Genomic DNA, 26,991 nt, shown 5'->3' with positions numbered 1-26,991 from the left:
CCCGTAACGGTTGGTTACAGGTAATGGTTATTTAAGAAAAAAAGTAATAATTATTTATACATTTATATAATGGAATTAATTCACCAGTTTTCATCAGGATTATTTATTATCCAGTCTGTTATTTTTCTAGCATTATTATTTTTGTTAGGCAAATTTGCTTGGAAACCTATTTTAAAATCGATCAATGACAGAGAAACTTCTATTGTTGATGCTCTTAATCAAGCTAAACTAGCAAGAAAAGAGATGGAGACTTTAAAAGAGGATAACGAAAGAATTATTCGTGAAGCTAAGATCGAAAGAGATGCTATCCTTAAAGAAGCCAGAGAAATTAAAGATAGAATCGTAGGTGAGGCTAAGGATGCTGCTAAAAATGAAGGAGACAAAATTATTGAAGCCGCTAAGCAGACGATCCAAACTGAGAAAAATGCTGCTATGGCAGACATCAAAACTCAAATCGGTGTTTTATCTGTAAACATCGCTGAATCTATCCTTAAGCAGAAGTTGGATAACAACGAAGCTCAAAACGAATTAGTTCAAAATTATTTAAACAAATCTAACCTTAACTAAGAATGCTTACATCTAAAGTAGCTAAAAGATACGCACAGGGATTGCTTGACTTCACGAATGAAGCAGGCCATACAGCTGCTGTATTTTCTGAAATGAAAGATGTAGTAAAGATCATGTCTCAATCTGTGGATTTGAACAAGTTCTTTCTTACACCTTACATTGATGCAAAAAAGAAAATAGAGGTAGCAGACCAGATCTTTAAAGATTTTTCAGTTTCTTCGCAGAACCTGATCAGATTGGTGATCAAGCATGGCCGTGAAAACCAGCTGAAAAATATTGCTCAGGAATTCATCAATAAAGTTGAGGATATCAACGGAGTACAGAGAATCACTCTTACTACAGCGACTCAGCTTTCTAAAGAGAACCTTGATCAGATTTTAAGATCTACCAATCTGGTAAAAGCAGATTCTAACTTTGATCTTAATGTAAACGTGAAGCCTGATATTTTAGGTGGTTACATTTTAAGAGTAGGTGATCAGCAGATCGATGCATCTGTGAAAACCAAATTGAGTCAGATTAAAAAAGATTTTCATTTAAATTAAGAAAAAAACAACCATATAATGGCAGAAATAAATCCGGCAGAAGTATCTGCGATCTTAAAACAACAGTTGGCCAACTTCGACACTCAATCTAACGTTGAGGAAGTAGGTACAGTTTTAACCATCGGTGATGGTATTGCTCGTGTATACGGGTTAGAAAATGTACAGTACGGTGAGTTGGTTAAATTTGCTAGTGATGTAGAAGGTATTGTACTTAACCTTGAAGAAGACAACGTAGGTGTTGCTCTACTTGGTGAAAGTAAATTAGTGAAAGAAGGAGATACAGTAAGAAGAACAAACAGAATCTCTTCTATCAAAGTAGGAGAAGGTATGTTAGGTAGAGTAGTTGATACTCTTGGTAATCCTATCGATGGTAAAGGACCAATCGAAGGAGAACTTTACGAAATGCCATTGGAAAGAAAAGCTCCTGGAGTTATCTTCAGACAGCCGGTAACTGAACCTTTACAGACAGGTATCGTTGCGATTGACTCTATGATCCCTGTAGGAAGAGGACAGAGAGAGCTTATCATTGGTGACAGACAGACAGGTAAAACTACTGTTGCGATCGATACGATCATCAACCAGAGAGAATTTTTTGATGCAGGTCAGCCTGTATATTGTATATATGTTGCGATCGGTCAGAAAGCTTCTACTGTAGCACAAATCGTTAAAACCCTTTCTGATAAAGGAGCTTTAGCATATACTGTAATCGTTGCGGCTAATGCATCTGATCCGGTTCCAATGCAGGTATATTCTGCAATGGCAGGAGCATCTATCGGTGAGTTCTTCAGAGACTCTGGTAGACCGGCATTGATCGTTTATGATGATTTATCTAAACAAGCGGTAGCATACCGTGAGCTTTCTCTACTATTGAGAAGACCACCGGGACGTGAAGCTTACCCTGGAGACGTTTTCTATCTTCACTCAAGATTATTGGAAAGAGCTGCAAAAGTAATCGCTGATGATAAAATTGCCAGCCAAATGAACGATTTACCTGAGTCTTTAAGACCAATCGTAAAAGGAGGAGGTTCTTTAACTGCACTTCCAATTATCGAAACTCAGGCTGGTGACGTTTCTGCATATATTCCAACAAACGTAATCTCTATTACTGACGGACAGATCTTCTTGGAGTCTGATCTATTCAACTCAGGAGTTCGTCCAGCGATCAACGTTGGTATCTCTGTATCAAGAGTAGGAGGTAACGCTCAGATCAAATCAATGAAAAAAGTATCTGGTACACTTAAATTGGACCAGGCTCAATATAAAGAATTGGAAGCGTTCGCGAAGTTCGGTTCTGATTTGGATGCTTCAACTTTAGCAGTAATTTCTAAAGGAGAAAGAAACGTAGAACTTCTTAAGCAGCCGGTAAACTCTCCGCTTCCTGTAGACAGTCAGGTAGCAATGATTTATGCTGGTACTGAAAACTTAATGAGAAACGTTCCTATTAAGAAAGTAAAAGAATTCCAATTAGAATATATCGAGTTCTTAAGATCTAAGCACCCTGATACAATGGCGGCTATTAAAGCTGGTAAAATCGACAACGATATTACAAACGTTCTTAAGCAGGCAGCTAACGATTTAGCTTCTAAATATAACTAAAATCTTCATTGTTTAAGGTTTGGAATCCGTTTTAAACCTTAAACTTTAGACCATAAACTTTGAACCCAAATTAATGGCAAACTTAAAAGAAATACGAGGCAGAATTACGTCAATTTCATCTACGATGCAAATCACACGTGCTATGAAAATGGTTTCGGCAGCGAAGCTTAAAAAAGCACAGGATGCAATCGTAATGTTAAGACCTTACTCTGAAAAATTACAGGAAATTATCCAGAATGTAAATTCTAGCTCTGATCCTGATCAGATTTCTGTTTATGCTCAAAAAAGAGAAGTGAAGAGAATTCTTTTCATCGCTGTTACTTCAAACAGAGGTCTTGCAGGAGCTTTTAACTCATCTATTGTAAAAGAACTTAACATTCAGTTTAGAGATAAATCTCAGTACGAAGTTGAAGTGCTTACCATTGGTAAAAAAGCTTTTGACGCTGTGAGAAAAACACGTACAGTATATTCTAATGAAAGTGCTGTTTTTGATAACTTAAACTTTGAATCAGTATCTCACGTTACTGAAGGAGTGATGAACAGCTTCAAAGAAGGTAAATTTGACGAAGTTTATTTGATCTATAATAAATTTGTTAATGCTGCTACTCAGGAAGTAACTGCTGAACAGCTTCTTCCGATTTCTATGGCTGAAAAAGTTGAAGAAACCCAAGTAGAAACAGATTATATCTTTGAACCAAACAGAAATGAAATTTTAGATAATTTGATTCCTAAAGCTATTAAAACTCAGGTTTTCAAAGCTGTTTTGGATTCAGTAGCATCTGAGCACGGAGCTAGAATGACAGCAATGCATAAAGCTACAGATAATGCACAGGAGCTTAAGAATGATCTTGTAATTTTCTATAACAAAGCAAGACAGGCTGCTATTACAAACGAAATCCTTGAGATCGTTTCAGGAGCAGAAGCTTTGAAAAATTCATAAAGAATTATTTTAATATCCACATAAAGCATCGACAATGTCGGTGCTTTTTTTATGTTTAAAAGTCATCTTGAGAACCGTACTTAAAGTCCTGTTGCTTTTATCATCAAGGTAATAGAATGCAAGTTGTCCTTTGGGTGTAAAGAGGGTAGTATGCTTCCAAATATTCCTTCATAAAAAATTAGGCTGCCGAAATATGTCATCCTGGACGCAGGTTATTTTTATTTTATCTATCTTTGTAAACTAAAATATTATACAACTTCTAAATGGACTCGGACATAGTCAGGCTTTTGCTAGCCTTATTTCTTGTTTTACTAAATGGCTTTTTCGTAGCCGCAGAATTTTCAATTGTTAAAGTTCGTTATTCACAAATCCAGTTAAAAGCCGCCGAAGGTAATTCCATGGCGAAACAGGCGGAACACATTATCAAGCATCTTGATGAGTACCTGTCTGCAACGCAGCTTGGTATTACATTAGCATCTCTTGCATTGGGTTGGGTTGGTGAAAGTGCACTTCACCATGTCGTTGAGAGTATTTTCCATTCCTTGAATGTTGAATTGGCTCAAACGACAATCACCACTATTTCAGTGGTGACCAGTTTTGTTTTAATTACTGTGATGCACATTGTATTTGGAGAACTTATTCCAAAGTCAATTGCCATCAGAAAATCTGAAGCAACTACAATGGCTACTGCAGTTCCATTGAGAGTTTTTTATACCATATTTAAGCCGTTTATCTGGTTGATGAACCTGATGTCAAATACTTTTTTAAGATTAGTAAAAATACATCCGGCTTCTGAACAGGAAATTCACTCAACCGAAGAACTTCAGCTTCTTGTAAAGCAGAGTGCAGACAGTGGTGAGATTGAAGAAGAGAACTACGAGATCATTAAAAATGCATTTGATTTCACGGATCATTCCGCAAAGCAGATCATGGTTCCAAGACAGAATATCACTTCCATTGACTTTGAAGAAGATATCACTGAAATCATCAATATGATCATGGATAGTGGCTATTCACGTATTCCCGTATATCTGGACTCTATAGATAATGTAATTGGTATTTTTTATACCAAAGAGATTATCAGGGAATATGTCAAAAGGAAAGGTGATCTTAACCATGATGATCTTAAGGATCTGATGCGTGATGCGTTTTTCGTCGTGGGAAGCAAAAAGATTTCAGACCTTCTGAAGATATTCCAGCAAAAGAAACAGCACCTTGCCATCGTAATTGATGAATTTGGGGGAACTGAAGGTATTATTACTTTAGAAGATATTTTGGAAGAGCTTGTAGGAGAGATACAGGATGAAGAGGATGACGAAGATAAGCTGGTAGACAAAATAGGTGACAATATCTATTGGGTTCAGGCTACACAGCCATTGGATGAGATTAATGAGCATTTGCCTAAAAAATTACCTCTTTCTGAAGAAAGTGAATACAATTCACTGGCAGGATTTATTCTGCATGAATTGGAAGATATTCCTGAAGAAAATGATGAATTTGACCTGGAAAACTACCATTTCAAAATTCTGAAAATGAATAATAAGAGTGTAGAGCTCGTGGAATTGGTATATGAAGGTCCCAACGTCCTTAGTGATTTGGCAGATAAATTAGGTGAAGTTTAAAGAGAGAAAAAGACATGATTTTTTATAACAGCATAAAAGATTACGAAGATCCAAAACGGCAGTATGAAGAAGAAGTACTGGTTTTGGATGATACGGACGAAGTATATAAACTCGTTCTTCATAATGATGACATCCACACATTTGATTATGTGATTGACTGTCTGATTGAAATTTGCAAGCATACACTGGAACAGGCGGAACAATGTACCATGCTGGTGCATTATAAAGGGAAGTGCACGGTAAAAACGGGTTCACTGGACCTTCTTAAGCCTATGCACGAAAAACTTCTTTCAAGAGAATTATCAAGCGAAATAGTATAAACAAAACTCTGCCATTGGCAGAGTTTTTTTATTTAAGACATATTCATCAAAAATAATATAGAGTTAGTATGTGCCATAAAACGTTGTTTAAAACAGGCTGTTTTAAGTCTGTAAATAAATAAAAAGAAGTTAATTATAGAAAATCTTAAAAATCCGGCCAGTCAAGGCATCGGTTTTTTTTGTGTTAAAACTAAATTCTACAGGGATTGTTTTACTTGCATTCATCTAAAATAGTATATTTGTACCAACTATAAAGAAACAAAAAAAGAATGCTTGTAATAGGAATTGCGGGAGGTACAGGATCCGGCAAAACTACAGTTGTTGACAAAATACTGCAACAGCTTGACATTGAAGGAATGAATATCCTTTCTCAGGATAATTATTATCACGACAACCCGAATCTGACACTGACCGAGAGAGAAGCGCTCAACTATGATCATCCGAAGTCGATAGATTTTGATTTAATGATAAAACATGTGAAAGCTTTAAAAAACAATGAGCCCATTGAACAGCCCATTTACAGCTTTGTAACACATTCCAGAACAGGCGACCATGTCACTGTAGAACCTAAGAATGTATTGGTAGTAGAAGGTATTCTGGTCCTTACGAATAAAGAATTACTGAAAGAGTTCGATTTAAAAGTATTCGTTCATGCAGATTCTGACGAAAGACTCATCAGGAGGATTAGGAGGGATACCCAGGAGAGGGGAAGAGATCTGAGCGAAGTTCTTCACCGTTATCAGACCACACTGAAGCCAATGCATCAGGAATTCATAGAACCATCGAAGAATGAAGCCGATTTGATCATTCCAAATATGAGACAGAATTCCGTAGCGATTGATTTTTTAACTACTGTTATCAAAAATTCGTTGAGAAAACATTAAAATGGAAGAAAATAAACTTATTAAAGACATCCAGCCAAAGTCTGAAACATTCAAAATTATCCAGAAATATGTTCTGAATAAGTACACCATTACGATTGGGATGTTTCTGGTCTGGATGATTTTCTTTGATAAAACCTCTTTCCTTGTAATTAATGAACTGAACGGCGAGATCAGCCGATATGAAGACCAGCTGGAGTATTATAAAAAGGAATACGAAAAAAATGATACCTTTTATAAAAAGCTGATGAACAATAAAGAAGAAAAGGAAAAATACGCAAGGGAGAACTATTTCATGAAAAAACCGGATGAAGAAATCTTTATCCTGGTGGTAGATAGTGCCAATACAGCCAAAAAATAATTTGAAACATGAACTGTCGATTATCTTCGCAGTGAATAGGCCAGACGTCAATTTTATTGATTTACCATTGACTTGCGGAGCAAGATTTACCATTCACCACTGACCATTAACAAATAGCCAATGTCCAATACAGATATACTTCCAAACTGGGAAAAATTAGTAAAAAAACAGCTTAAAACAGAAGACATTTATTCCATTTTAAAGAAAGAAAATCTGGAAGGAATCGATGTTAAACCTTTTTACAGTGAGGTTCAGAAACCATTGGCTAATCTGCCGAAAGTGGAAGAGAATACCCATCTGGTAGCGACATATCATGAAAGTCTGGAAGAAGATGTATTTGCATTTATTTTGGATCATAATGTAGAAACCCTTGAGCAGAAAACACTGTTTGTTAATAATAAAGATCTTGCGGGTCATATAAGCCCACAGGAAGAAGACCAATATTTTTCGTTGATAGATGTTTTTGACGAAAATGAAGGGACGATTGACGACCAGCTTGCAAAAGAGCTTTTATCAAAAGATTTCAAAAGAAATATCTGTATCGATATTGCTCTTCACCAGAATGCCGGGGCCGCAATTTATCAGCAATTAGGATTTGCTCTGGCGAAAGCAAAGGAACTGATAGAAGTATATGGACCTGAAATTTTGAATAAACTGATTTTCAGAATAGCAGTAGGAGGAAATTATTTCTTTGAAATGGCGAAACTGAGAGCTTTTAAAATAGTCTTTAACCAGCTTTCCAAAGAATATGGCTTGAATGAGATTCCTTATATTTTTGCTGAAACTTCTTTAAGAAATAAAGCAATTGCAGATAATGAAAATAACCTGATCCGCTCTACTCTTGAGCTGGCTTCCGCGATGATTGCAGGTGCAGATGCTGTTTTCAGCAATAATTATCTGGTGAACAGGAGTACTGATATTTCTGAAGAAATTTCTTTTAAACAGCAGATTGTACTGGCCTACGAAAGTATTATTAATGTATTTGAAGATGCATCGAATGGCAGTTATTATGTAGAAGACATTACCCGTCAGATTGCAGAAAAAGCATGGACACTCTTTGTTGAGATAGAAGAAGCGGGTGGTTACCTTGCACTTATAAAGCAGGGGATTATTCAGAAAAACATCTATGATCAGGCTGTTCAGGAACAGAAATGGGTTGAAGAAGGAAAAATAAAGCTGATAGGCGTCAATTTATACCCCAAATTAGAGGTTAAAAGATCAATAGCAGATCTATACAAAGAAAAAGAAATAAAAGCTGTACGTTGGGCTGAAATGTTTGAATAATGAAAGAAAAACTGATTGACCTTTTTGAATATACCTGTCATTTCAACAAAGAAATGATTAAATGTATTTCTGAAAACATGACAAAAACTGATGAAAAAACAATCAGTCTGATTAATCATACCCTGAATGCCCATCAGATTTGGAATTCACGAATATTGTATGAAAAATCATTTGAAGTCTGGCAAATCAATCCTTTTGAATCTCTTGATGACATCAACCATCAAAACTTGCTGACAAGCGTTGATATCATTGAAAATTTTGATCTGGATCAAAGAAGAGAATATCAGAATTCAAAGGGAACAAAGTTTGAAAACAGTATTTTTGAAATGTTATTCCATACCATAAATCATTCAACCTATCACAGAGGTCAGATTAATACACTGCTTAAGCAAAATGGGATTGATCCTTTAGTAACTGATTATACTTTTTATAAAAGATAAAAATAGCAGACTCTTCAACTGCAAATAATAAATCAGAACGGACTGTATTAAGATGTACTGCGAAGCATTTTATTACTTTTAAATTAGCCGTTTTAAAATTTGAAAATTCCATGGAATCTGTGGGAAATAAAATAAACAGCAAAGAAATTCAGGATTATATCAATGTAAATCTCAATACAGATCTGCATATGCTTTTATTGAAAAAATCTCCTTTCCCTGAGGTTTCTATGCAGGAGATTGTCCAGCAGATTAAAGGAAAGCAGACTGCTCACAAAAAGTTTCCTTTTTTACTGACGGAAGGGATTGTTTTTCCTCCACAGCTTAATTTAGAACAGACATCGTCAGAGAAAACAGCAGAATACAAATCCCAAATTCTTAAAGGAAAGAAATTGATCGACCTTACCAGCGGTTTTGGAATTGATGCCTATTACCTGTCCCTAAATTTTGAGGAAGTTATATTGGTAGAACAGAATCAGGAGTTATTAAACATTGTGGAGCATAATTGGGGCATTTTAGAACGAAAAGCAACATTTATCAATCAAAATCTGGAAGATTTCTTACAGACCAATCAGGAACATTTCGATGTTGTTTATCTGGATCCTGCGAGAAGAGACCAGAACAAAAATAAGGTATTTCTGTTGGAAGACCTTTCACCGGATATTCTTCAGATCAGGGAAAAACTGCTTGCCATTGCAGATCAGGTAGTCATAAAACTTTCTCCACTGATTGATCTGAAATATTTGATTTCAGTGGTTCCGGGCATTTTCAGAATTGAAATATTAGCGGTAAGAAATGATGTGAAAGAAGTCGTTATTTTTCTTTCCAATGAACCGAAAGAAAGAATTATGGTGAACTGTATCAATCTTGAAAGCGGAGAATCTGCCTTTAATTTTGCATTTGGGGAAGAAGAAAATAGCCAAGCATTGTATTCTGAGCCCGAAAAATTCATATATATTCCCAATAATGCTATTTTAAAAGCCGGCGTTTTCAATTTGATTTCACAAAGGTTTGGGCTGAAAAAACTTCATCCCAATACCCATATTTATACGTCGGATCAAAAGTCAGATGATTTTCCGGGGAGAATTTTAGAAATGGAGGCTGTTGATTCTAAGCAGATTAAAAAGAAAGCGCAGTTCAATATCATTTCTAAGAATTATCCTTTAAAACCCGAAGATATCAAGAAGAAATACAGTCTGAAAGATGGCGGAGAAGCCTATCTTATTTTTACACAATCCAAACAAGGTAAAATTATTTTAAAATCAGTATAAAAATGTTGCCCCAAAAAGCAGGATTTCTTAATTTTGGGAAATCAAAAATTTAAGCATGAAATCGCTTGCTGTTAAAATAATCATAACCGGCTAAAATAATGCGATTCCATACGACCTTTAAAAAATAAATTTTACATATGAAAAAATTAATTATATGTTTGGCCGTTGCAACTGTAGCCGTAAGCTGTAAAAAGATCCAGGCAGGAGGAAACAAGAATACTCTGAAACTGGAAGAAGGAGTAGAAAGATATTCTGACGACGTACAGGGTGGAGGTGAAGCACACGGTCATGAAGCTGCTGCAGGACATAAAGAGGTGGCTCCTGCTGAAAAGCACGAAGCTGCAGCTCCTAAAACAGACAGTACTGCTGCCGTGAAGCCTGCTGAAGCTGATAAAACTCCAAAAGCTGAACACTAATTACTAGTACACAATATAAAAAATGTCCTGCCGAGATGCAGGACATTTTTTGTACTGAAGCCTGCATCCTCCTGAATAATAACAGTTCTTTAGAAAATTATCTGTTTTTGTTTGCTGCTGCAGACCAATTTTTTTATTTTTAACAAAACAAATTTTTAAAATGCAAGAGACATTAAATTACATTAACGAAAACAAACAGCGTTTCGTCGATGAATTATTTGAGTTATTGAGAATTCCTTCTATTTCTGCAGATCCGGCTTATAAAAATGATGTATTGAAATGTGCAGACGTTTGTGCAGAATATCTTAAAAATGCTGGTGCCGATCATGTTGAAGTATGTGGAACAAAAGGATACCCAATCGTTTTTGGAGAGAAAATTTTAGATAAAAACCTTCCTACGGTACTGGTATACGGACATTACGACGTACAGCCTGCAGATCCGTTGGAATTGTGGAGAAAACCTCCTTTCGAACCTTATATTGAAAAAACAGAACTTCACCCTGAAGGAGCAATCTTCGCCAGGGGTTCAGCCGATGATAAAGGACAGTTTTTTATGCATTTAAAGGCTTTTGAAGCAATGATGAAGACCAATACTCTTCCTTGTAACGTAAAATTTATATTAGAAGGAGAAGAAGAAGTAGGATCTGTGAGCCTGGGAGATTTTGTCAATGAAAATAAAGAAAAACTTTCTTGCGATTGTATTCTGATTTCCGATACTCATATCTACAGCAACGAACAGCCTACGGTTACTACAGGATTACGTGGATTAAGTTATGTGGAGGTGGAGATTGAAGGCCCCAACAGAGACCTGCATTCAGGGCTTTACGGAGGTGCAGTTCCAAACCCGATCCATGTTCTTTCAAGAATGATTGCGAAGCTGATTGACGAAGACGGACATATTACCATTGATGGATTCTATGACAATGTAGAAACTGTATCTGATGCTGAAAGAGCAGATATGAACAAACTAAAGGATAATCCTGAAGAATTCAAGAAATCTATCGGACTTAATGGAGTGGAAGGTGAAAAAAGCTATACAACCCTGGAAAGAACATCAATTCGTCCTACTTTAGACTGTAACGGTATTTGGGGAGGATATACAGGAGAAGGTGCAAAAACAGTAATTCCTTCTAAGGCTTCTGCTAAAATTTCAATGCGTCTGGTTCCTTATCAGACTCCGGAAGAAATTACAGAAAAATTTACTAAATATTTCGAAAAAATAGCTCCTGATAACGTAAAAGTGAAAGTTACGCCTCATCATGGAGGTATGCCTTACGTTCTGCCAAGTGATACCAAAGAATTCTTAGCTGCCAAAAAAGCTATGGAAACAGCATTTGGAAAAGAAGTTCTTCCATACAGAAGTGGAGGAAGTATTCCGATTACATCGATGTTTGAAAAAGTATTGGGTGCTAAGTCTGTATTGATGGGCTTTGGACTGGATTCAGATGCAATTCACTCGCCGAATGAACATTACGGACTGTTTAATTTCTACAAAGGAATTGAAAGTATACCATTATTCTTCGAGAACTATTCAAAATAATTAATATTTTGTAAGTATAATCCATAAAGCGTTTCGACATCGGAGCGCTTTATGCTTTTTTATGATAATATCCCTACCAAATGATATTTTTTTACATAATGTATGTGTTTATTTTTAGTTCAACCTAAAAATAATACTATGAAAAAAATTTACTCAATCGCAGCATGCTTGTTTTCAATAGTTTCCTTTGCACAGCAGATCGTTTCCTTTGAAAATTCAGATGGATTTTACGCGGGAGATATTCAAGGACAGGGAACCTGGATTAGTACTCCAACTGGTGATGAACCTCCTAATGTGCTTCATCAGGTTATTTGCACTGATAATGCAACGCATGGTTCCAATTCACTCAAAATTGTAAAAGAAAATACATATGGGACGCAATCTATTCCTATTATCGGAGCATTTGATAATCTTCCGGTTTTACTTTCCCATAATAATTTTACTGTTTCATTTGACATGAATATGTCTCAGCTTCAAGGATCTATATTTAGTTTTCAGGCATTGCGTAGTGCTGATGAGAAATATGTCGTGAGATTGGATTTTGATAATTCAGGAGTTGTTAAAGTCCTTAAAAATTTTTCGGGAATTTCTTCCATGGAATCTACATCTTCCAGCTGGTCTCCTAATTCATGGTATAGAATGAAGATTGTTGGAACTGCTGCAGATATTAAATATTATTTAAATGAAACTTTAATTTATTCTGGTACGGCAGCGGAAGAACTGAATATCGATCAGCTTCGTTTCGTACATGATAACACTGAAGGCGTTGCTTATATTGATAATATTAAAATCTATAACCAGGCAATGTTATCTGTATCAAACAGTACGGTTAATAATAATACAGTTAGAGTATATCCGAACCCTGCCACTGATTTTATTAAGATCAGTTCGTCTGGTAAGATAAAGAGTATCGAAGTATACGATTCTGTCGGAAAAAAGGTTGAGGCAACTCTGAAAAATGACCGGGTAGATGTAACTTCTCTTAATGCAGGGCTGTATTGGGTTAATATAAAAACAGATGGTGAAAACTTTTCTGAAAAATTTATAAAGAAATAGGAAGAAGAACAGATATCAATCTGATTTTCTTTCCTTTGCTAAGTTGTTTTTCATGGTTTGGTGAATATTACTGATATTTATAGATTCTTCAGTTAAAATATTGTTTAATGCTTATGATTGTAGAAATATCATTTATGCATTGTGTGATCTTCAAAAATTAAAAAATAAAATATTGTATGTATTTGGCTCATATTGTTGGGTTATCTGTGCTTTTTTTGATAGGTTGTTCCTGCGACAATATCTACTCAAACGGCAGCAAGGACGGGAAATAAAGCGATGGCTTGTTTTGATGCCAGCGCCCCGGCTCCACGTGTGAACAATGATTGGTTAATCAGTCCGCAGATGAAGTTGGGATCTACAGGAAACAGTCTTAGTTTTTGGGCAAAATCAATCCATGAGGATTATGGACTTGAAAAATTCAATGTATGGGTTTCTACGACAAATACTGCAACGGCAAGTTTTACAAAAATCAATACCAATGTTATTGTAACTCCTTCTGTTGTGGAGTGGAACCAGCATACTTTTAATCTTGATGCCTATGCCGGACAAAATGTATACATTGCGATACAGTGTGTTTCTGATGATCAGTTTGCTTTATTTATTGATGACTTTAAAGTGACTACAACAGGTACTTTGGGTACTTCTGAAGTGGCGAAAACATCATCTGTAAGCTCTGTTTATCCTAATCCGGTTTCTGATATCCTAAATGTAAAATCTAACTCAAAAATTAACAGTGTGGAAATTTTTGATGTTGCAGGAAGAAAAGTTGACGCAAACTTGAATGGTGACAAAGTTAATGTACAGAATCTTAATGCTGGAAGCTATATCATTAATATAGTGACAAAAGAAGGTAAGACCACCGAGAAATTCATCAAAAAATAAGACCTGATAAATCTTAGTACTTATAGAACGCTCCATTTGGAGCGTTTTTGTTATTTTAGAGCATTAAAATTAAACAGTATGCCAGAAAATAAAGTAGCTTATATAACGGGTGGAACCAAAGGAATTGGTTTCGGAATAGCCAGAATACTTTTGGAAAACGGTATTTCAGTAGCATTTTCAGGGCGTAAGCGTGATGATGTGGAAAAAGCTGAAGAAGATCTTAAGCAGTATTCAGAGAATGTTTTTGGGATTGTTTCAGATGTAAGAAGTCTGGAAAGTGAAGAAGAGGCTGTGAAATCTACCATTGCTAAATTTGGAAGACTGGATTTTGTCATTGCCAATGCCGGATTGGGAATATTTAAACCTGTAGACGAACTGACTGCACAGGAATGGAATGATATGATAGAGACTAATCTGACCGGAGCTTTCTATACCTTAAAAGCTTCTGTAGAGGAGCTAAAAAAGACCGAAGGCTACTATATTACGGTTTCAAGCCTTGCAGGTGCCAATTTCTTTGAAAACGGAACAGGATATAATGCTTCTAAATTTGGAGTTGTAGGATTTACCCAGGCAGCGATGATTGATCTTAGAAAATATAATATCAAATCCACAGTTATTATGCCGGGATCGGTTGCTACAAATTTTAACGGAAATGTTCCTTCAGAAAAAGATAACTGGAAGATTCAGCCAGAAGATATGGGGAATCTGGTTCTTGATATTTTAAAGATGAACCCTCGTGTTTTGCCAAGTAAGATAGAGTTTAGGGCAACAAAACCAGCTTAGTAAATGCATTTAATGTATTGAATAGTAAAAAAATAAGTATTATGCATGCATAATATATTTTTTAATTATATTAGCAAAAGTAAAATATAACAAAATCCCGGCATAAAACAGTAAGGTTTTTTATGCAGAAAAGGGAAAAAATAAAATAGTACACATGAAAATATTAGTTTGTATCAGTAGTGTTCCAGATACTACTTCCAAGATTAACTTTACGGCAGATAAATCTGCTTTCGACAAAAATGGAATTCAGTGGGTAATCAATCCTTTAGATGAATTTGCATTGACTAAAGCGGTTAAACTTCAGGAATCTCAGGGTGCAACTGTAACAGTAATCAACGTAGGAGATGCTGCTACAGAACCGGTAATCAGAAAAGCATTAGCTATTGGTGCCAACGATGCAGTAAGAGTAAACCTAGACCCTAAAGACAGCTATTCTACAGCAAAAGAAATTGCTTCTGTAGCTCAAAACGGAGGATATGACCTTATCCTTTGCGGAAAAGAATCCATCGATTATAACGGCGGTTCTGTACCGGGAATGGTCGCTCAGTTATTGAATCAGCCATTCGTTAATGCATCTGTAGGATTGGATGTAAATGGAAGCGAAGCTACTGCTGTAAGAGAAATTGAAGGTGGAAAAGAAACGATATCAGTAAAGTTACCTGCTGTCATCGCAGGACAAAAAGGATTGGTAGATGAAAAAGATCTTATCATCCCGAATATGAGAGGGATTATGTCTGCGAGAACGAAGCCTTTACAAGTGGTAGAGCCAACTTCTTCTGAAGTAAAAGTACAGGGAGTTTCTTATGACAGCGTACCACCTAGAGCTGCCGTGAAAATGGTTTCTCCTGACAACCTGGATGAATTAGTAAGATTACTTCACGAAGAAGCTAAAGTGATCTAAAAATTAAAAGCAGGAAGTTGGAGCCGGAAGCTTAACGTTTCCCAGTCTGACTCCCATCTTTTTAATCCTTAAATTTTTTAATCTTTAAATTATTTTTAAAATGGCAGTATTCGTATACGCAGAAAATATAAATGGAGTTTACAAAAAAGCAGCTTTTGAAGCAGTTTCTTATGCTAAAGCAGTTGCAGATCAGGCTGGAGATACCGTTACGGCAATCTCTGTAAACCCAACAGATTCTTCAGATTTGTTGTACAAATATGGAGCATCAAACGTTATCAACATCAAAGATGAAGGTCTTAAAAGCTTTTCAGCAAAAGCATTTGCTCAGGCTGTAAGTGAAGTGGCAGATGGAAACACAATCGTATTCCCTCACACTACAGACGCTTCTTCTATTGCTCCAATGCTTGCAGTAATGAAGAACTTTTCTTTAATTACCAATGTTTTGGAAGCACCGGAAAGTCTTTCTCCATTTCAGGTAAAGAGAAGAGCATTCTCCGGTAAAGGATTTATGCATGCAAAAGCTGAAGGAAATGGTGTGATCATCACAGTTTCACAGAATGCTTTTGGAGTAAAAGAAAATGCAGTATCAGGTTCAGAAGAAGTTAAAAATCTTTCAGTAGCTAACGAAGATACTAAAGTGATTTCTCACGAGCAGAGCTCAGGTAAATTAGACCTTAAAGAAGCTGAAATCGTGGTTTCTGCAGGAAGAGGGATGAAAGGTCCTGAAAACTGGGGAATGATCGAAGATCTGGCTAATGTTCTTGGAGCTGCTACAGCATGTTCTAAGCCTGTTTCTGATATCGGCTGGAGACCTCACACAGAGCACGTAGGGCAAACGGGTAAAGCAATTTCACCAAACCTTTATATCGCTGTAGGTATTTCAGGAGCTATCCAGCACTTGGCTGGTGTAAACTCTTCTAAAACGATCGTAGTAATCAATAACGATGCTGAAGCACCATTCTTCAAGTCGGCTGATTATGGAGTAGTGGGAGATGCATTCCAGATTATTCCTGCATTAACGGAAAAAATTAAAGCAATCAAAGGGTAAAAAAGTTAATGGTGAATTTTACTTTACCGGTCAGTAATGAATTGTAATACTGAAAGGAGGTTAATTCACAATATACAATCCAATTATAAAATAAAAGCTCGGGCTTTTCCGGGCTTTTATTTTTGCGTAAAAACTAAAATCCAAATAAAAAATTAATCTATATTTGTAGCTATGGATTATAAGCAGCTAATTATTCGCGGAATATCGTACAGCCAGACTCAATCGGGGGCTTACGCTTTGTTACTGGAACATGAAGAGACACATATAAAATTACCTGTTGTTATAGGAAATTTCGAGGCTCAGTCCATCTCACTCGGATTGGAAAAAGACATCCATCCGCCGCGTCCACTTACCCATGATTTATTCACAAAATTTATAGTTTCCGCCAATTATGAATTGGTTTCAGTAATTATCTACCAAATCGTAGATGGCGTATTTTTTTCAAATATCAATTTCAAAAATAAAGCTAATAACGAAGAGCTCATTCTTGATGCAAGAACTTCTGATGCTGTAGCAATGGCCGTAAGATTTGACGCGCCTATTTTTACGACACAGCAGGTTCTAAATGAAGCAGGAATTCTTCTGGAACTGGAAGATGTTTCAAAGGAAGAACAGCCATTCTCAGAAACTGTACAGTCAGAAGATAATCTGAAGGCTGTTTCTATGGAAGAACTTCAAAAATTACTTGACGAAGCCGTAAAAGAAGAAGACTTCGATACCGCTTTGGAAATTCAGGAAGAAATTAAGAGAAGGAAAAAAAAAATTGACTAAAGAGACACTTTATACTAAACTATGAATTTAAAATTACGACTGACCATCCTCAGTTTTCTCCAGTTTTTTGTCTGGGGAGCATGGCTGATTACGATGGCTAATTTTTGGTTCGGTACAAAACACTGGGAAGGAGCCCAGTTTGGAGCCGTTTTCGGAACAATGGGAATAGCTTCTATTTTTATGCCGACCCTCACCGGAATTATTGCAGACCGCTGGATCAATGCAGAGCGTATCTTTTCGGTACTGCACATCCTTTACGGTATTATACTTTTTATACTGCCTCATTCCGCTGATCCTAATTCTTTCTTTTGGCTAATGCTTCTGGCAATGTGCTTTTATATGCCGACCATTGCACTTGCAAATTCCATTTCTTACACCATCCTGAAAAACAGTAATCATGATGTAGTGAAAGATTTCCCACCAATCAGGGTATGGGGAACGATAGGGTTTATTGTGGCCATGTGGATCACTAATCTTACAGGAAACAAAGCAACAGAAGGACAGTTTTATATCGGAGGAGCTATTGCTATATTTTTAGGAATTTATGCCCTGACTTTACCAAAATGTCCACCTCAGAAGCTAATTGATAAAAGTGCTCCGTTATTTGAACAATTGGGGCTTAATGCGTTTAAGCTTTTCGGAAGTTATAAAATGGCTTTGTTCTTCCTGTTCTCAATGCTGTTAGGTGCTGCGCTTCAGTTGACTAATGCCTATGGAGACGTATTCTTAAGTGAGTTTTCTCATTTTCCAAAATATGCAGATTCATTTGTAGTACAGAGATCTACCATTATTATGTCCATTTCTCAGGTTTCTGAGACCTTATTTATTCTGGCCATTCCTTTCTTTCTGAAGAAATTCGGAATTAAAAAAGTTATGCTGATGTCAATGCTGGCCTGGGTGCTTAGGTTTGGGTTCTTTGCGTACGGTGTTCCGGACGGATTTGGACTTTCACTGATCATCTTTTCTTGTATTGTATATGGAATGGCATTTGACTTCTTTAATATCTCAGGTTCTCTTTTTGTGGAAACAACTACTGATAAAAAGATACGTTCATCTGCTCAGGGGTTATTCATGATGATGACCAACGGTTTTGGAGCTCTTTTCGGAAGCTACCTTGCAGGCTGGGCGATTGATAAGTTTTTTACACACAAATTTACAAACGTTTCAGATCTGTCCGCTTATCTGGACACCACAGCAGACAATCCTACTTTTCTGGAAATCCTTAAAAATAGTTTTAACTCGGCAGTGAACAGTGATGGAACACTTTCATCTGTAGTAATGGTAAAAGACTGGCAGAATATATGGCTCTCTTTTGCAATCTATGCATTGATTCTTGCCATATTCTTCGCTATCTTATTCAGACATAAACACAATCCGGAAGAAGTTTCTTCAGTGAAACATTAATTCTACTGATCTGATTCTTAAAATATTAAATTGCACTTTTGAAAAAAGGTGCAATTTTTTTTATTTTCGGGCAACCTTTTAGAATAAACCCCGTCTTATAGATAGAAACCGATACATGGAGAACCTCGAAAAGAATTTTTTACTGGCTAAAAAACAGGACCGGAAGGCACAGAAAGCTCTATATGAGATGTTTTCGGCAAAAATGCTGGCCATGTCAAATTCTTATACAAACAATCTTCATGACGCTGAAGACATTTTGATAAACGCATTTATGAAGTGCTTTACGAGGTTGACCGAATGCAGAGACTGGAAGAGTTTTCCTTTCTGGCTGAGAAAAATTGTGGTCAATGATTCTATAAGTTTTGTCAGGAAGAGCCGAAATATTCTATATGCTGATATAGAAATTGCAGATGACTATTCTGAGGAAGATATCGATGATCGGCTTTGTGAAATCAATATTGAAGAAATATTTTCACAGATGCCGACAGGATATAGACTGATCTTTAACTTATATGTTTTTGAAGAAAAAAAACATCAGGAGATCGCAGAAATTCTGAATATTTCAGAAGGCACAAGTAAAAGCCAGCTATTAGGGATTAGATTTGATCAGTATGTACCCAAGTACGGAAAGGTTTTTAAACAGGAAAATAATTCTTTATTCGTAGATGACTTTGACCGGAGTGATTTAAAAAGAAACCAGTTTAATAATACGTATATCTATATGCCTGTAGATTTGAGATTTGTCTTGAATCCAAAATATATTGAATATGAAGGAGTTCAGTATCTTGATAACAGAAAAAGGCAGCTGAGTCTGGTAATGGGAGTTTATGGAGGCGTGCGAGTGGGCAGCGTAAACTATCTAAGATATTCAAACGAAAATTCCAGGAGAATCGTAGAAAGAGAGCGGATTATGCATGGAGTGAATGATTTTATTGTCGGTGGAAAATTTGGAGTAAGCTATGGAAGCTTTAAAGTTTTTGTTCAGAAAGATTTTACACCGGTATTTAATGAGAGTGCACTTCTGAAGAATAAATATGGAGTTCAGATTGGAATAGAATTTGTGAATATCATTTTTTAATTAGATAATAAAATAATGCCTTTTTTAAATATAATTTAATTTTAATCAGTTTTTATTGATACTAACAAATGTTTGTACGCCAATCACCCGTTTTTAAAACACACTGTTTATAAGTGTGTTTTTTTTTGTATTTTGGCACTTTAGTAAATATGAAAAATATTCAGTTATTAGGATTAATATTAGTGGTCGTAGGCAGTTTTCTGCCTCTTGTTCATGTTCCTATAATAGGAAACTGGAACTACTGGAAGCTAGATCACTATCTGGCTATTGCATGCTGGATTTTTGCTGCCTGTGCTGTTTTTGGAATTGTCAATAACAATCCGAAAGTGGTAAGGTTTTTTGGCGTATTGCTGATCCTGTTGTTTGCATTCACACTGGTTGCAGTAAAGATGCAGTCTCTGGATTATTTCAGCTTTCTACCTTTTAAATCATGGCGCGAGGCTTTTGCCGGAGTTGTAAAACTAAAGTGGGGTTGGGCTGTGGAATTTTTAGGAGCTTTCCTTATGGTTTTCGCAATAGGCAGTAAAAAAGTAAATAACAGGACACAGATATGAAGCATTTAAACACAATATCAGCTGCTTTATTCATGCTGGTGTTTTCACAGGTTAAATCTCAAAAAACATCATTTGATAAGCCTGATCAACCTGCCAAATGTAAAAACATAAGAGACGGAAAGTTTCTGCGTGCCAATTACCCTGAAGGAATATGGCACATGACCATAAAAGACAATGTTCAGACCGAATATTTCAACAATGGGAAAGATTATATCAAATCTACACTTGTTTTTGTAGATGATTGCAATTACAAAGCAATTGTCCTGGAGAAGACAGAGAAAGATGATCCTGTACAGATAGGAGATGTTTTCAGTAATAAAATTGTAGAAACTCAGGATAACCTGGTGAAAGTACAGTCCAGAATTGAAAAAAGCCAGTTTGAGATTATCTACGTAAAAGTGAAAAAATAGTATAGTATAATGAAGCCGGAAGGCGTCATTTCGTTAAAAAAAGTCAAAATTTAATACACATGAAAGAAGTATTCATCGTTTCCGCAGTAAGAACACCTATTGGGAGTTTTATGGGAAGCCTTTCAACCGTTCCTGCTACAAAGCTGGGATCTGCTGCTGTAAAAGGAGCATTAGACAAAATCAATCTTGATCCTAAAAATGTTCAGGAGATCTATATGGGAAATGTACTGCAGGCAGGAGAGGGCCAGGCACCGGCACGTCAGGTAGCTTTAGGTGCAGGTCTGTCTATTGAGACACCTTCTACTACAGTCAATAAAGTATGTGCTTCAGGAATGAAAGCAGTAACTATGGCTGCACAGGCTATTAAAGCTGGTGATGCTGATGTGATTGTTGCAGGAGGTATGGAAAATATGTCTATGGTTCCCCATTATTATAATGCAAGAGTTGCCACCAAATTAGGTGATATCAAAATGCAGGATGGAATGGTGCTGGACGGTCTTACAGACGTCTACAACAAAGTACATATGGGAGTATGTGCAGAAAAATGTGCAGTAGATTACAGTATTTCCAGAGAAGACCAGGATAATTTTGCAATAGAATCTTACAAAAGATCTGCAAAAGCATGGAGTGAAGGTAAATTTGCAGAAGAAGTAGTATCAGTTGAGATCCCTCAGAGAAAAGGTGATCCGATTGTTTTTTCAGAAGATGAAGAGTACAAAGCTGTGAATTTCGACAGACTTCCTACGCTTCCTACTGTATTCAAGAAAGAAAACGGTACAGTGACAGCAGCTAATGCATCTACTTTAAATGATGGTGCTTCTGCTTTGATCCTTGTATCTAAAGAAAAAATGGAAGAACTGGGCCTTAAGCCTTTAGCGAAAATTGTTTCGTATGCTGACGCAGCTCAGGAGCCTGAAAACTTCACAACTGCTCCTTCAAAGGCTTTACCAATTGCACTTAAAAAGGCAGGTTTAGAGATTTCTGATATTGATTTCTTCGAATTTAATGAGGCATTCTCTGTAGTAGGTCTTGCCAACAATAAGATCTTAGAACTTGACGCATCAAAAGTTAACGTAAACGGAGGAGCAGTAGCTATTGGACATCCACTGGGAAGTTCAGGTTCCAGAATCATCGTGACGCTGATCAATGTATTGAAGCAGAATAATGCAAAATACGGTGCTGCAGCTATCTGTAACGGTGGTGGTGGAGCATCTGCTATTGTAATTGAAAATATGTAATATTCTTTCAAACAATATTTTACCATTAAGGAATCGATAATTTTCCTAAATTCTAATCGATTTCTTAATGGTTTTTCTATTTTTGTGCTACTAATATTTATTTGAAATGTCTGAAATTGAGAATCAACAACCTCAAAACATAAAGAATAATCCACGGATTATGAAAGCCTGGGCAGTATACGACTGGGCTAATTCTGTTTATTCATTGGTCATTACCTCTACAATCTTTCCTATTTACTATTCCATTCTAACTACTGCTTATGAGAAAAAAGAGTATGTGGAGGAAACAAAATCATGGATTGATGTTCCGGTAAGACACATGATCAAGATTTTCGGTAGAGAATACCAACCCGATGCAGTATATGGATATTCACTTACCATATCCTTCTTTATTGTCGTATTGCTTTCTCCATTCCTGTCTTCACTGGCAGATACCATTGGAAATAAAAAATCATTCCTGCAGTTTTTCTGCTACCTTGGGGCTACCTCATGTATGGGACTGGCCATGTTTACCGGAATGCACAATGTATTTCTAGGGCTCCTTTTCAGTATTACAGCAAGTGTAGGGTTCTGGGGAAGTTTGGTGTTTTATAACTCCTTTCTGCCGGATATTGCAACACGGGATAAACAGGATGCACTTTCTGCGAAAGGATACGTCTATGGATATCTGGGGTCTGTAGTTCTTGTGGTGATCTGTCTTGTACTGATTCAGGTTTTCGCAAAAGGGGCAGCGCAGCAGCTTTTATTTACAAGAATAAGCTTTCTGTTAACTGGTGCATGGTGGTTCGGGTTTTCCCAATATACTTTTAAACACCTTCCTCAGTTTGGGGATGTTAAAGAAAAACTGCCTAAAGATCTGGTGCTTCTGAATTATAAAAACATCTTTAAAAAACATGAAGAGCAGGGCGGTTTCTTTGAAGTTCTGAAAGACAATATGAGCTTTTACAAAGATATTGCCAAAGAAAGTTTCCATGAACTGTTTAAGGTAGGGGGAGTATTGTTTAAAGATAAAAATTTAAAATTCTTCCTTTCCAGCTTCTTCTTTTACAGTGTCGGAATGCAGACCATTTTTCTAATGGCTACTTTATTCGGAAAAAGTGAGATCAACCTTGCTCAGGATAAATTGATTGGAACCCTTTTGGTCATTCAGATCGAAGCGATCATCGGAGCAGTGATATTCTCCAGACTATCGAGAAAAATTGGAAATAAGAATGTAATCTCTATTGCTATTGTATTATGGATTGTAGCCTGTCTTTGGGCATACTTCCTTAATAAAGAAAATCCTACTGTGGAATATCAGTTTTATGGGGTGGCAGCAGTTGTAGGATTGGTAATGGGCGGACTTCAGGCGATGTCGAGATCGACCTATTCAAAGCTTCTTCCGGAAGATTCTATGGAAAATACCACTTATTTCAGTTTCTATGATGTGCTTGAAAAAATAGCGATCATTATTGGAACATTCATATTCGCAACATTGATTGAGCATTTTAATAATATGCGTATCGCAGCGCTTTCAATGACTTTGTTTTTCGCAACAGGACTTATCCTGATTCGATTTTTAAAAGTCAGTATGTTGAAAGAAAGAGATACTTTATAAATTTGAAAGGCGTTATTTGATAACGCCTTTTTTATTGCCTTTCAATTCTATTGTCTCTAAATTACATATTCATATCAAATTCTTTGATTATTATAAATTGAATAAGAATCAGACTTAAATCTTGAATTATTATTCACTGTATTTTGATTTTTTTTTGTTTATTTTTAAATCTAATTAAGTGAAAATGATAAGAAAAATCCTATTGCTATGCCTGCTGCAATGCTTTGTGGTTGGTTTTTCCCAACAGCTGAGACCTGTTGCCCAAAAAATTTCTGAATATCATGCGGAGAAAAACAATTTTCAGAAGTATGATTTGTTTGAGACTAATAAGGCTTCTCCGAAACTCGCGGAGTATAAAAGAGCTGCTACAGATATTACAGTCATCAAGGCAAAATCTGCTGAACTGAGAAGACTGCTGAACGAAAGGCCTGAATATTTAGAAATAAGCTTTCCTTTTAATGGGGATCAACAGATCACTGTGGAGTTGTATAAAAATCAAATCTTCACGAATGATTTTAAGGTTGTTACCAACAAAGGGGAGATTGTAAACTATACTCCCGGTGCTTATTATATTGGAATTGTAAAGGGAGATAATACTTCTATTGCAGCTTTCAGCTTCTTTAATAATGATATTGTAGGAGTAGCATCCACTTCTGACCTTGGAAATGTAGTTCTTGGAAAAGCAAAAAATGCGGAAGATTTTGTAAGTTATTCAGAATCTAAACTTACAGGAGCTAATCCTTTTGTCTGTGGCGTGGATGAACTGAAAGAGAATCAGGCTAAAAACATCTCCTTCGACCCAAATGCAGGCAAAAAAGCAATCACAGAGAATTGTGTAAGAATTTACTATGAGGTATGTTTTAAGCCCTACCAAAATAACAATTCTGATATGACAACCACTACAAACTGGCTTACCGCTGTTCATAATAATATTGCGGCACTTTACAGCAATGATGATATCAAAGTGGCATTAAATGAGATCAATATTTGGACAACACAGGATCCCTACACTGGAACCCCAAATGCCAATCTTTCCAGCTTTAGAAATAACAGACAAACGTTTAACGGCGATCTTGCCCATCTGATCAATGCACCGGCTACCACAAGTATGGCATATGTGAATTCTCTATGCGGAACCTATAAACATGCTTATTCAGGAATTTCTCAGACCTATGCGAATGTTCCTGTATATTCGTGGACTATTCAGGCGATGACCCACGAAATGGGACATAGTTTAGGGTCTCCTCATACTCATGCCTGTGAGTGGAACGGAAATAATACAGCCATCGATGGATGTGGAGCCCAGGCAGGCTACAGCGAAGGGTGTACAGGCCCTATTCCTTCTACAACAGTGAAAGGATCAATTATGAGCTACTGTCATCTTGTTTCGGGAGTGGGAATTAGTTTTAGTAATGGTTTTGGGCCACAGCCTGCTGCTTTGATCAGAAATACTGTCGATTCAAAACCGTGTTTGGGAACCAATTGTGTTACGGCTTGTTCGTCTACAATTACACAGATGAATATTTCAAATATTACCCAGATTTCAGCCAATGCAGCATTTACTGATGCCGTTTCTACATCCTGGAAGTATAAACTTGTCAAAATGGATGGTACTCTTGTAGAGTCTGGAAATATAAGTTCGCAAGCGCTTAATTTTAACAATCTCCAGCCTGCGACTTACTATCAGCTGTCCGTAGGAACAAGCTGCTCAGGATCCAATGCTTACCAAAGAACTCAGGTTTTTCTCACGGATGCAGTATGGTGTGATGGCGCTCTGTTTACAGATACAGGCGGTCAGACAGCGGGTTATGGAAATAGTGAAACGATCGTTAAAACATTTTATCCTTCCTCGGGAGCGCTTACGATGACTTTTACAGAATTTGCTTTAGAACAGGATTATGATTTTATGTATGTCTATAACGGGCCTTCCACAGGTTCTCCATTATTTGCAAATGGAAATAATCTGACAGGAGATACAATACCTGGTCCTTTTACTTCTACCCATTCTTCAGGAGCTATTACCGTAAGGTTTGTATCTGATTCTGGAGTAACAGGAAATGGATGGAAAGCAGGTTTTTCATGTGGCGTGTTACGGGTTGATGATGCAGTTGCTGGCAATAATTTGATAAGTATTTATCCAAATCCGGCAAAAAATATAATCGTCATTTCGTCTAAAGACGCTCTGAAATCTTATAAAATTTATGATGAAGCTGGAAGATTGGTATTGTCCTCCTATTCATTGAAAGGAGATAGAGAGGAAGTCAATGTTTCTTCTCTACAGAAAGGAAATTATGTTGTAACCATTGAAACCGATAAAAAGACAGTCAGTAAAAAATTAATAAAACAGTAATCCTTTTTTATATGAATAAGCAATAAAAGTCTGATCGTTTCAGGCTTTTTTGTTTATTATAACTTTTCTCAACAGTACTACAGGTAAGTATTACTGAAATTATTTAGAAACAGAGAGATTACTTTCCTGAAATAAATTGCAATTCGGCTTGAGTTTTGCTTATATTCAGCGGAATAATTATAACTTTGTAAAAAGATTTATTGTCAAAATGACGAACCCTCTATTTTATGCAAAAATAATTCTGTTCGGAGAATATGGGATGATTGAAGACTCTCAGGGGCTTGTAGTGCCTTACAGTTTCTACAAAGGCACCCTTAAATTCTCAGATTTAAGCTCTGAATTTGAACTTAAATCCAACAGACATCTGCAGAAATATTCTGATTTTCTTGCTGCGCTTAATCTTTCTGACGATTTCAAGTTGGATATTGAACGCTTTAAAAATGATATTACATCAGGACTTTTCTTTGATTCCAATATTCCTCAGGGATATGGAGTGGGAAGTTCAGGAGCTTTAGTGGCAGCTATTTTTGAAAAATACGCGATTAGCAAACTGGATCCTGAACAAATCTCAAAAGATAATCTGAAAAAATTAAAAAATGTTTTCGGAGAAATGGAAAGTTATTTCCATGGTAAAAGTTCTGGAATGGATCCGCTGATCTGTTACATGAATCTGCCTATTCTTATCGAAAACAGAGAAAACCTGGATAGAGTTTCTATTCCTGAAGGAGAGGAAGGCAAAGGTGCCATATTTCTTATCGACAGTGGTATAACCGGTGAAACCGGACCTATGATTCAAATCTTCTTTGAAAAAATGAAAACGGAAGGTTTCCGTAAGACACTAAAAGAAGAATTCATCCGTTACAACAATGCATGTATCGAGTCTTTTCTTAAAAAAGATATGAATCCGTTCTTCAGAAACTTAAAAAAACTTTCTCATTGGGCATACGAACATTTCCGTCCTATGATCCCTGAAAGTATTTTCAATATCTGGAAAAAAGGACTGGATTCTAATGCCTATTATCTGAAACTCTGTGGAAGCGGTGGTGGAGGATACATTCTGGGCTTCACTAAAGATTATGCGAAAGCCGAAAAAATGCTTGACGGTTTTCAGAAAGAAGTGATTTACAGATTTTAAAGAGATC

27 protein-coding genes are annotated in these 26,991 nt (G+C 36.4%); all 27 read left to right on the top strand.

The window, feature by feature from the left end; translation table 11 throughout:
* Positions 1-69 precede the first annotated feature (69 nt).
* A complete protein-coding gene (locus IW16_RS13775) occupies positions 70-567 on the top strand; it encodes a F0F1 ATP synthase subunit B (RefSeq protein ID WP_034745161.1) in 498 nt (165 codons plus the stop codon).
* 2 nt (positions 568-569) lie between these two features.
* On the top strand, positions 570-1,109 hold the full coding sequence (gene atpH / locus IW16_RS13770) for an ATP synthase F1 subunit delta (RefSeq protein WP_034745159.1): 540 nt from the start codon (positions 570-572) through the stop codon (positions 1,107-1,109).
* Between the two features lie 18 nt (positions 1,110-1,127).
* The gene (atpA, locus tag IW16_RS13765; RefSeq protein ID WP_034745157.1) at positions 1,128-2,705 is read left to right on the top strand and encodes a F0F1 ATP synthase subunit alpha; all 1,578 of its coding nucleotides are present in this window, start codon (positions 1,128-1,130) and stop codon (positions 2,703-2,705) included.
* A 73-nt stretch (positions 2,706-2,778) separates the two neighbouring features.
* Complete coding sequence (gene atpG / locus IW16_RS13760) at positions 2,779-3,645, top strand: ATP synthase F1 subunit gamma (RefSeq protein ID WP_034745155.1); 867 nt, start codon at positions 2,779-2,781, stop codon at positions 3,643-3,645.
* Positions 3,646-3,908: 263 nt separating this feature from the next.
* Entirely contained in the window at positions 3,909-5,267 is a 1,359-nt protein-coding gene (locus tag IW16_RS13755; protein WP_034745153.1) for a hemolysin family protein, read from the top strand.
* 14 nt (positions 5,268-5,281) lie between these two features.
* Positions 5,282-5,587: an ATP-dependent Clp protease adaptor ClpS gene (locus tag IW16_RS13750; RefSeq protein ID WP_034745151.1), complete on the top strand. Its 306-nt coding sequence runs from the start codon at positions 5,282-5,284 to the stop codon at positions 5,585-5,587.
* Between the two features lie 269 nt (positions 5,588-5,856).
* A complete protein-coding gene (gene udk / locus IW16_RS13745; protein WP_034745149.1) occupies positions 5,857-6,471 on the top strand; it encodes a uridine kinase in 615 nt (204 codons plus the stop codon).
* Between the two features lies 1 nt (position 6,472).
* Positions 6,473-6,829: an FtsB family cell division protein gene (locus IW16_RS13740; protein WP_034745147.1), complete on the top strand. Its 357-nt coding sequence runs from the start codon at positions 6,473-6,475 to the stop codon at positions 6,827-6,829.
* A gap of 120 nt (positions 6,830-6,949) precedes the next feature.
* On the top strand, positions 6,950-8,113 hold the full coding sequence (locus IW16_RS13735; protein ID WP_034745145.1) for a methylmalonyl-CoA mutase family protein: 1,164 nt from the start codon (positions 6,950-6,952) through the stop codon (positions 8,111-8,113).
* Positions 8,113-8,553, top strand: a complete 441-nt coding sequence (locus IW16_RS13730; protein WP_034745144.1) for a DinB family protein — start codon at positions 8,113-8,115, stop codon at positions 8,551-8,553. Before IW16_RS13735 ends, IW16_RS13730 begins: the two co-directional genes overlap by 1 nt.
* Before the next feature lie 110 nt (positions 8,554-8,663).
* On the top strand, positions 8,664-9,821 hold the full coding sequence (locus IW16_RS13725; protein ID WP_034745143.1) for a class I SAM-dependent methyltransferase: 1,158 nt from the start codon (positions 8,664-8,666) through the stop codon (positions 9,819-9,821).
* A 137-nt stretch (positions 9,822-9,958) separates the two neighbouring features.
* On the top strand, positions 9,959-10,237 hold the full coding sequence (locus IW16_RS13720) for a hypothetical protein (RefSeq protein WP_034745142.1): 279 nt from the start codon (positions 9,959-9,961) through the stop codon (positions 10,235-10,237).
* Positions 10,238-10,397: 160 nt separating this feature from the next.
* Complete coding sequence (locus IW16_RS13715; protein ID WP_034745141.1) at positions 10,398-11,777, top strand: dipeptidase; 1,380 nt, start codon at positions 10,398-10,400, stop codon at positions 11,775-11,777.
* 138 nt (positions 11,778-11,915) lie between these two features.
* Entirely contained in the window at positions 11,916-12,833 is a 918-nt protein-coding gene (locus IW16_RS13710) for a T9SS type A sorting domain-containing protein (protein WP_034745140.1), read from the top strand.
* A gap of 237 nt (positions 12,834-13,070) precedes the next feature.
* Complete coding sequence (locus IW16_RS13705; protein WP_228376945.1) at positions 13,071-13,715, top strand: T9SS-dependent choice-of-anchor J family protein; 645 nt, start codon at positions 13,071-13,073, stop codon at positions 13,713-13,715.
* A 78-nt stretch (positions 13,716-13,793) separates the two neighbouring features.
* Positions 13,794-14,498, top strand: coding sequence for an SDR family oxidoreductase (locus IW16_RS13700; protein WP_034745138.1), 705 nt, complete (start codon positions 13,794-13,796; stop codon positions 14,496-14,498).
* A gap of 154 nt (positions 14,499-14,652) precedes the next feature.
* Positions 14,653-15,399: an electron transfer flavoprotein subunit beta/FixA family protein gene (locus tag IW16_RS13695; protein ID WP_034745136.1), complete on the top strand. Its 747-nt coding sequence runs from the start codon at positions 14,653-14,655 to the stop codon at positions 15,397-15,399.
* A gap of 100 nt (positions 15,400-15,499) precedes the next feature.
* Complete coding sequence (locus tag IW16_RS13690) at positions 15,500-16,447, top strand: electron transfer flavoprotein subunit alpha/FixB family protein (RefSeq protein ID WP_034745135.1); 948 nt, start codon at positions 15,500-15,502, stop codon at positions 16,445-16,447.
* Positions 16,448-16,618: 171 nt separating this feature from the next.
* The gene (locus IW16_RS13685; RefSeq protein ID WP_034745133.1) at positions 16,619-17,218 is read left to right on the top strand and encodes a bifunctional nuclease family protein; all 600 of its coding nucleotides are present in this window, start codon (positions 16,619-16,621) and stop codon (positions 17,216-17,218) included.
* A gap of 21 nt (positions 17,219-17,239) precedes the next feature.
* Complete coding sequence (locus IW16_RS13680) at positions 17,240-18,622, top strand: nucleoside permease (RefSeq protein ID WP_034745132.1); 1,383 nt, start codon at positions 17,240-17,242, stop codon at positions 18,620-18,622.
* Between the two features lie 115 nt (positions 18,623-18,737).
* A complete protein-coding gene (locus IW16_RS26135; protein ID WP_084694547.1) occupies positions 18,738-19,700 on the top strand; it encodes an RNA polymerase sigma factor in 963 nt (320 codons plus the stop codon).
* 149 nt (positions 19,701-19,849) lie between these two features.
* A complete protein-coding gene (locus tag IW16_RS13665; protein WP_034745130.1) occupies positions 19,850-20,254 on the top strand; it encodes a hypothetical protein in 405 nt (134 codons plus the stop codon).
* On the top strand, positions 20,251-20,664 hold the full coding sequence (locus IW16_RS13660) for a carbohydrate kinase family protein (RefSeq protein ID WP_131327893.1): 414 nt from the start codon (positions 20,251-20,253) through the stop codon (positions 20,662-20,664). The genes IW16_RS13665 and IW16_RS13660 overlap by 4 nt, the downstream gene beginning before the upstream one ends.
* Before the next feature lie 59 nt (positions 20,665-20,723).
* Positions 20,724-21,902: an acetyl-CoA C-acyltransferase gene (locus IW16_RS13655; protein WP_034745126.1), complete on the top strand. Its 1,179-nt coding sequence runs from the start codon at positions 20,724-20,726 to the stop codon at positions 21,900-21,902.
* Positions 21,903-22,008: 106 nt separating this feature from the next.
* Positions 22,009-23,499 (top strand): MFS transporter, encoded by a 1,491-nt coding sequence (locus IW16_RS13650; RefSeq protein WP_034745124.1) that lies wholly within the window; start codon positions 22,009-22,011, stop codon positions 23,497-23,499.
* Between the two features lie 184 nt (positions 23,500-23,683).
* Complete coding sequence (locus tag IW16_RS13645; RefSeq protein ID WP_034745122.1) at positions 23,684-25,849, top strand: T9SS type A sorting domain-containing protein; 2,166 nt, start codon at positions 23,684-23,686, stop codon at positions 25,847-25,849.
* A 208-nt stretch (positions 25,850-26,057) separates the two neighbouring features.
* A complete protein-coding gene (locus IW16_RS13640; protein WP_034745120.1) occupies positions 26,058-26,984 on the top strand; it encodes a mevalonate kinase family protein in 927 nt (308 codons plus the stop codon).
* The last annotated feature ends 7 nt before the right edge of the window (positions 26,985-26,991 follow it).

Source organism: Chryseobacterium vrystaatense (assembly GCF_000737765.1).
GTDB classification, from domain to species: Bacteria; Bacteroidota; Bacteroidia; order Flavobacteriales; family Weeksellaceae; genus Chryseobacterium; species Chryseobacterium vrystaatense.
Note: the sequence above shows the minus strand (reverse complement) of the source record. Positions and strands in the feature narration are given on the sequence as shown.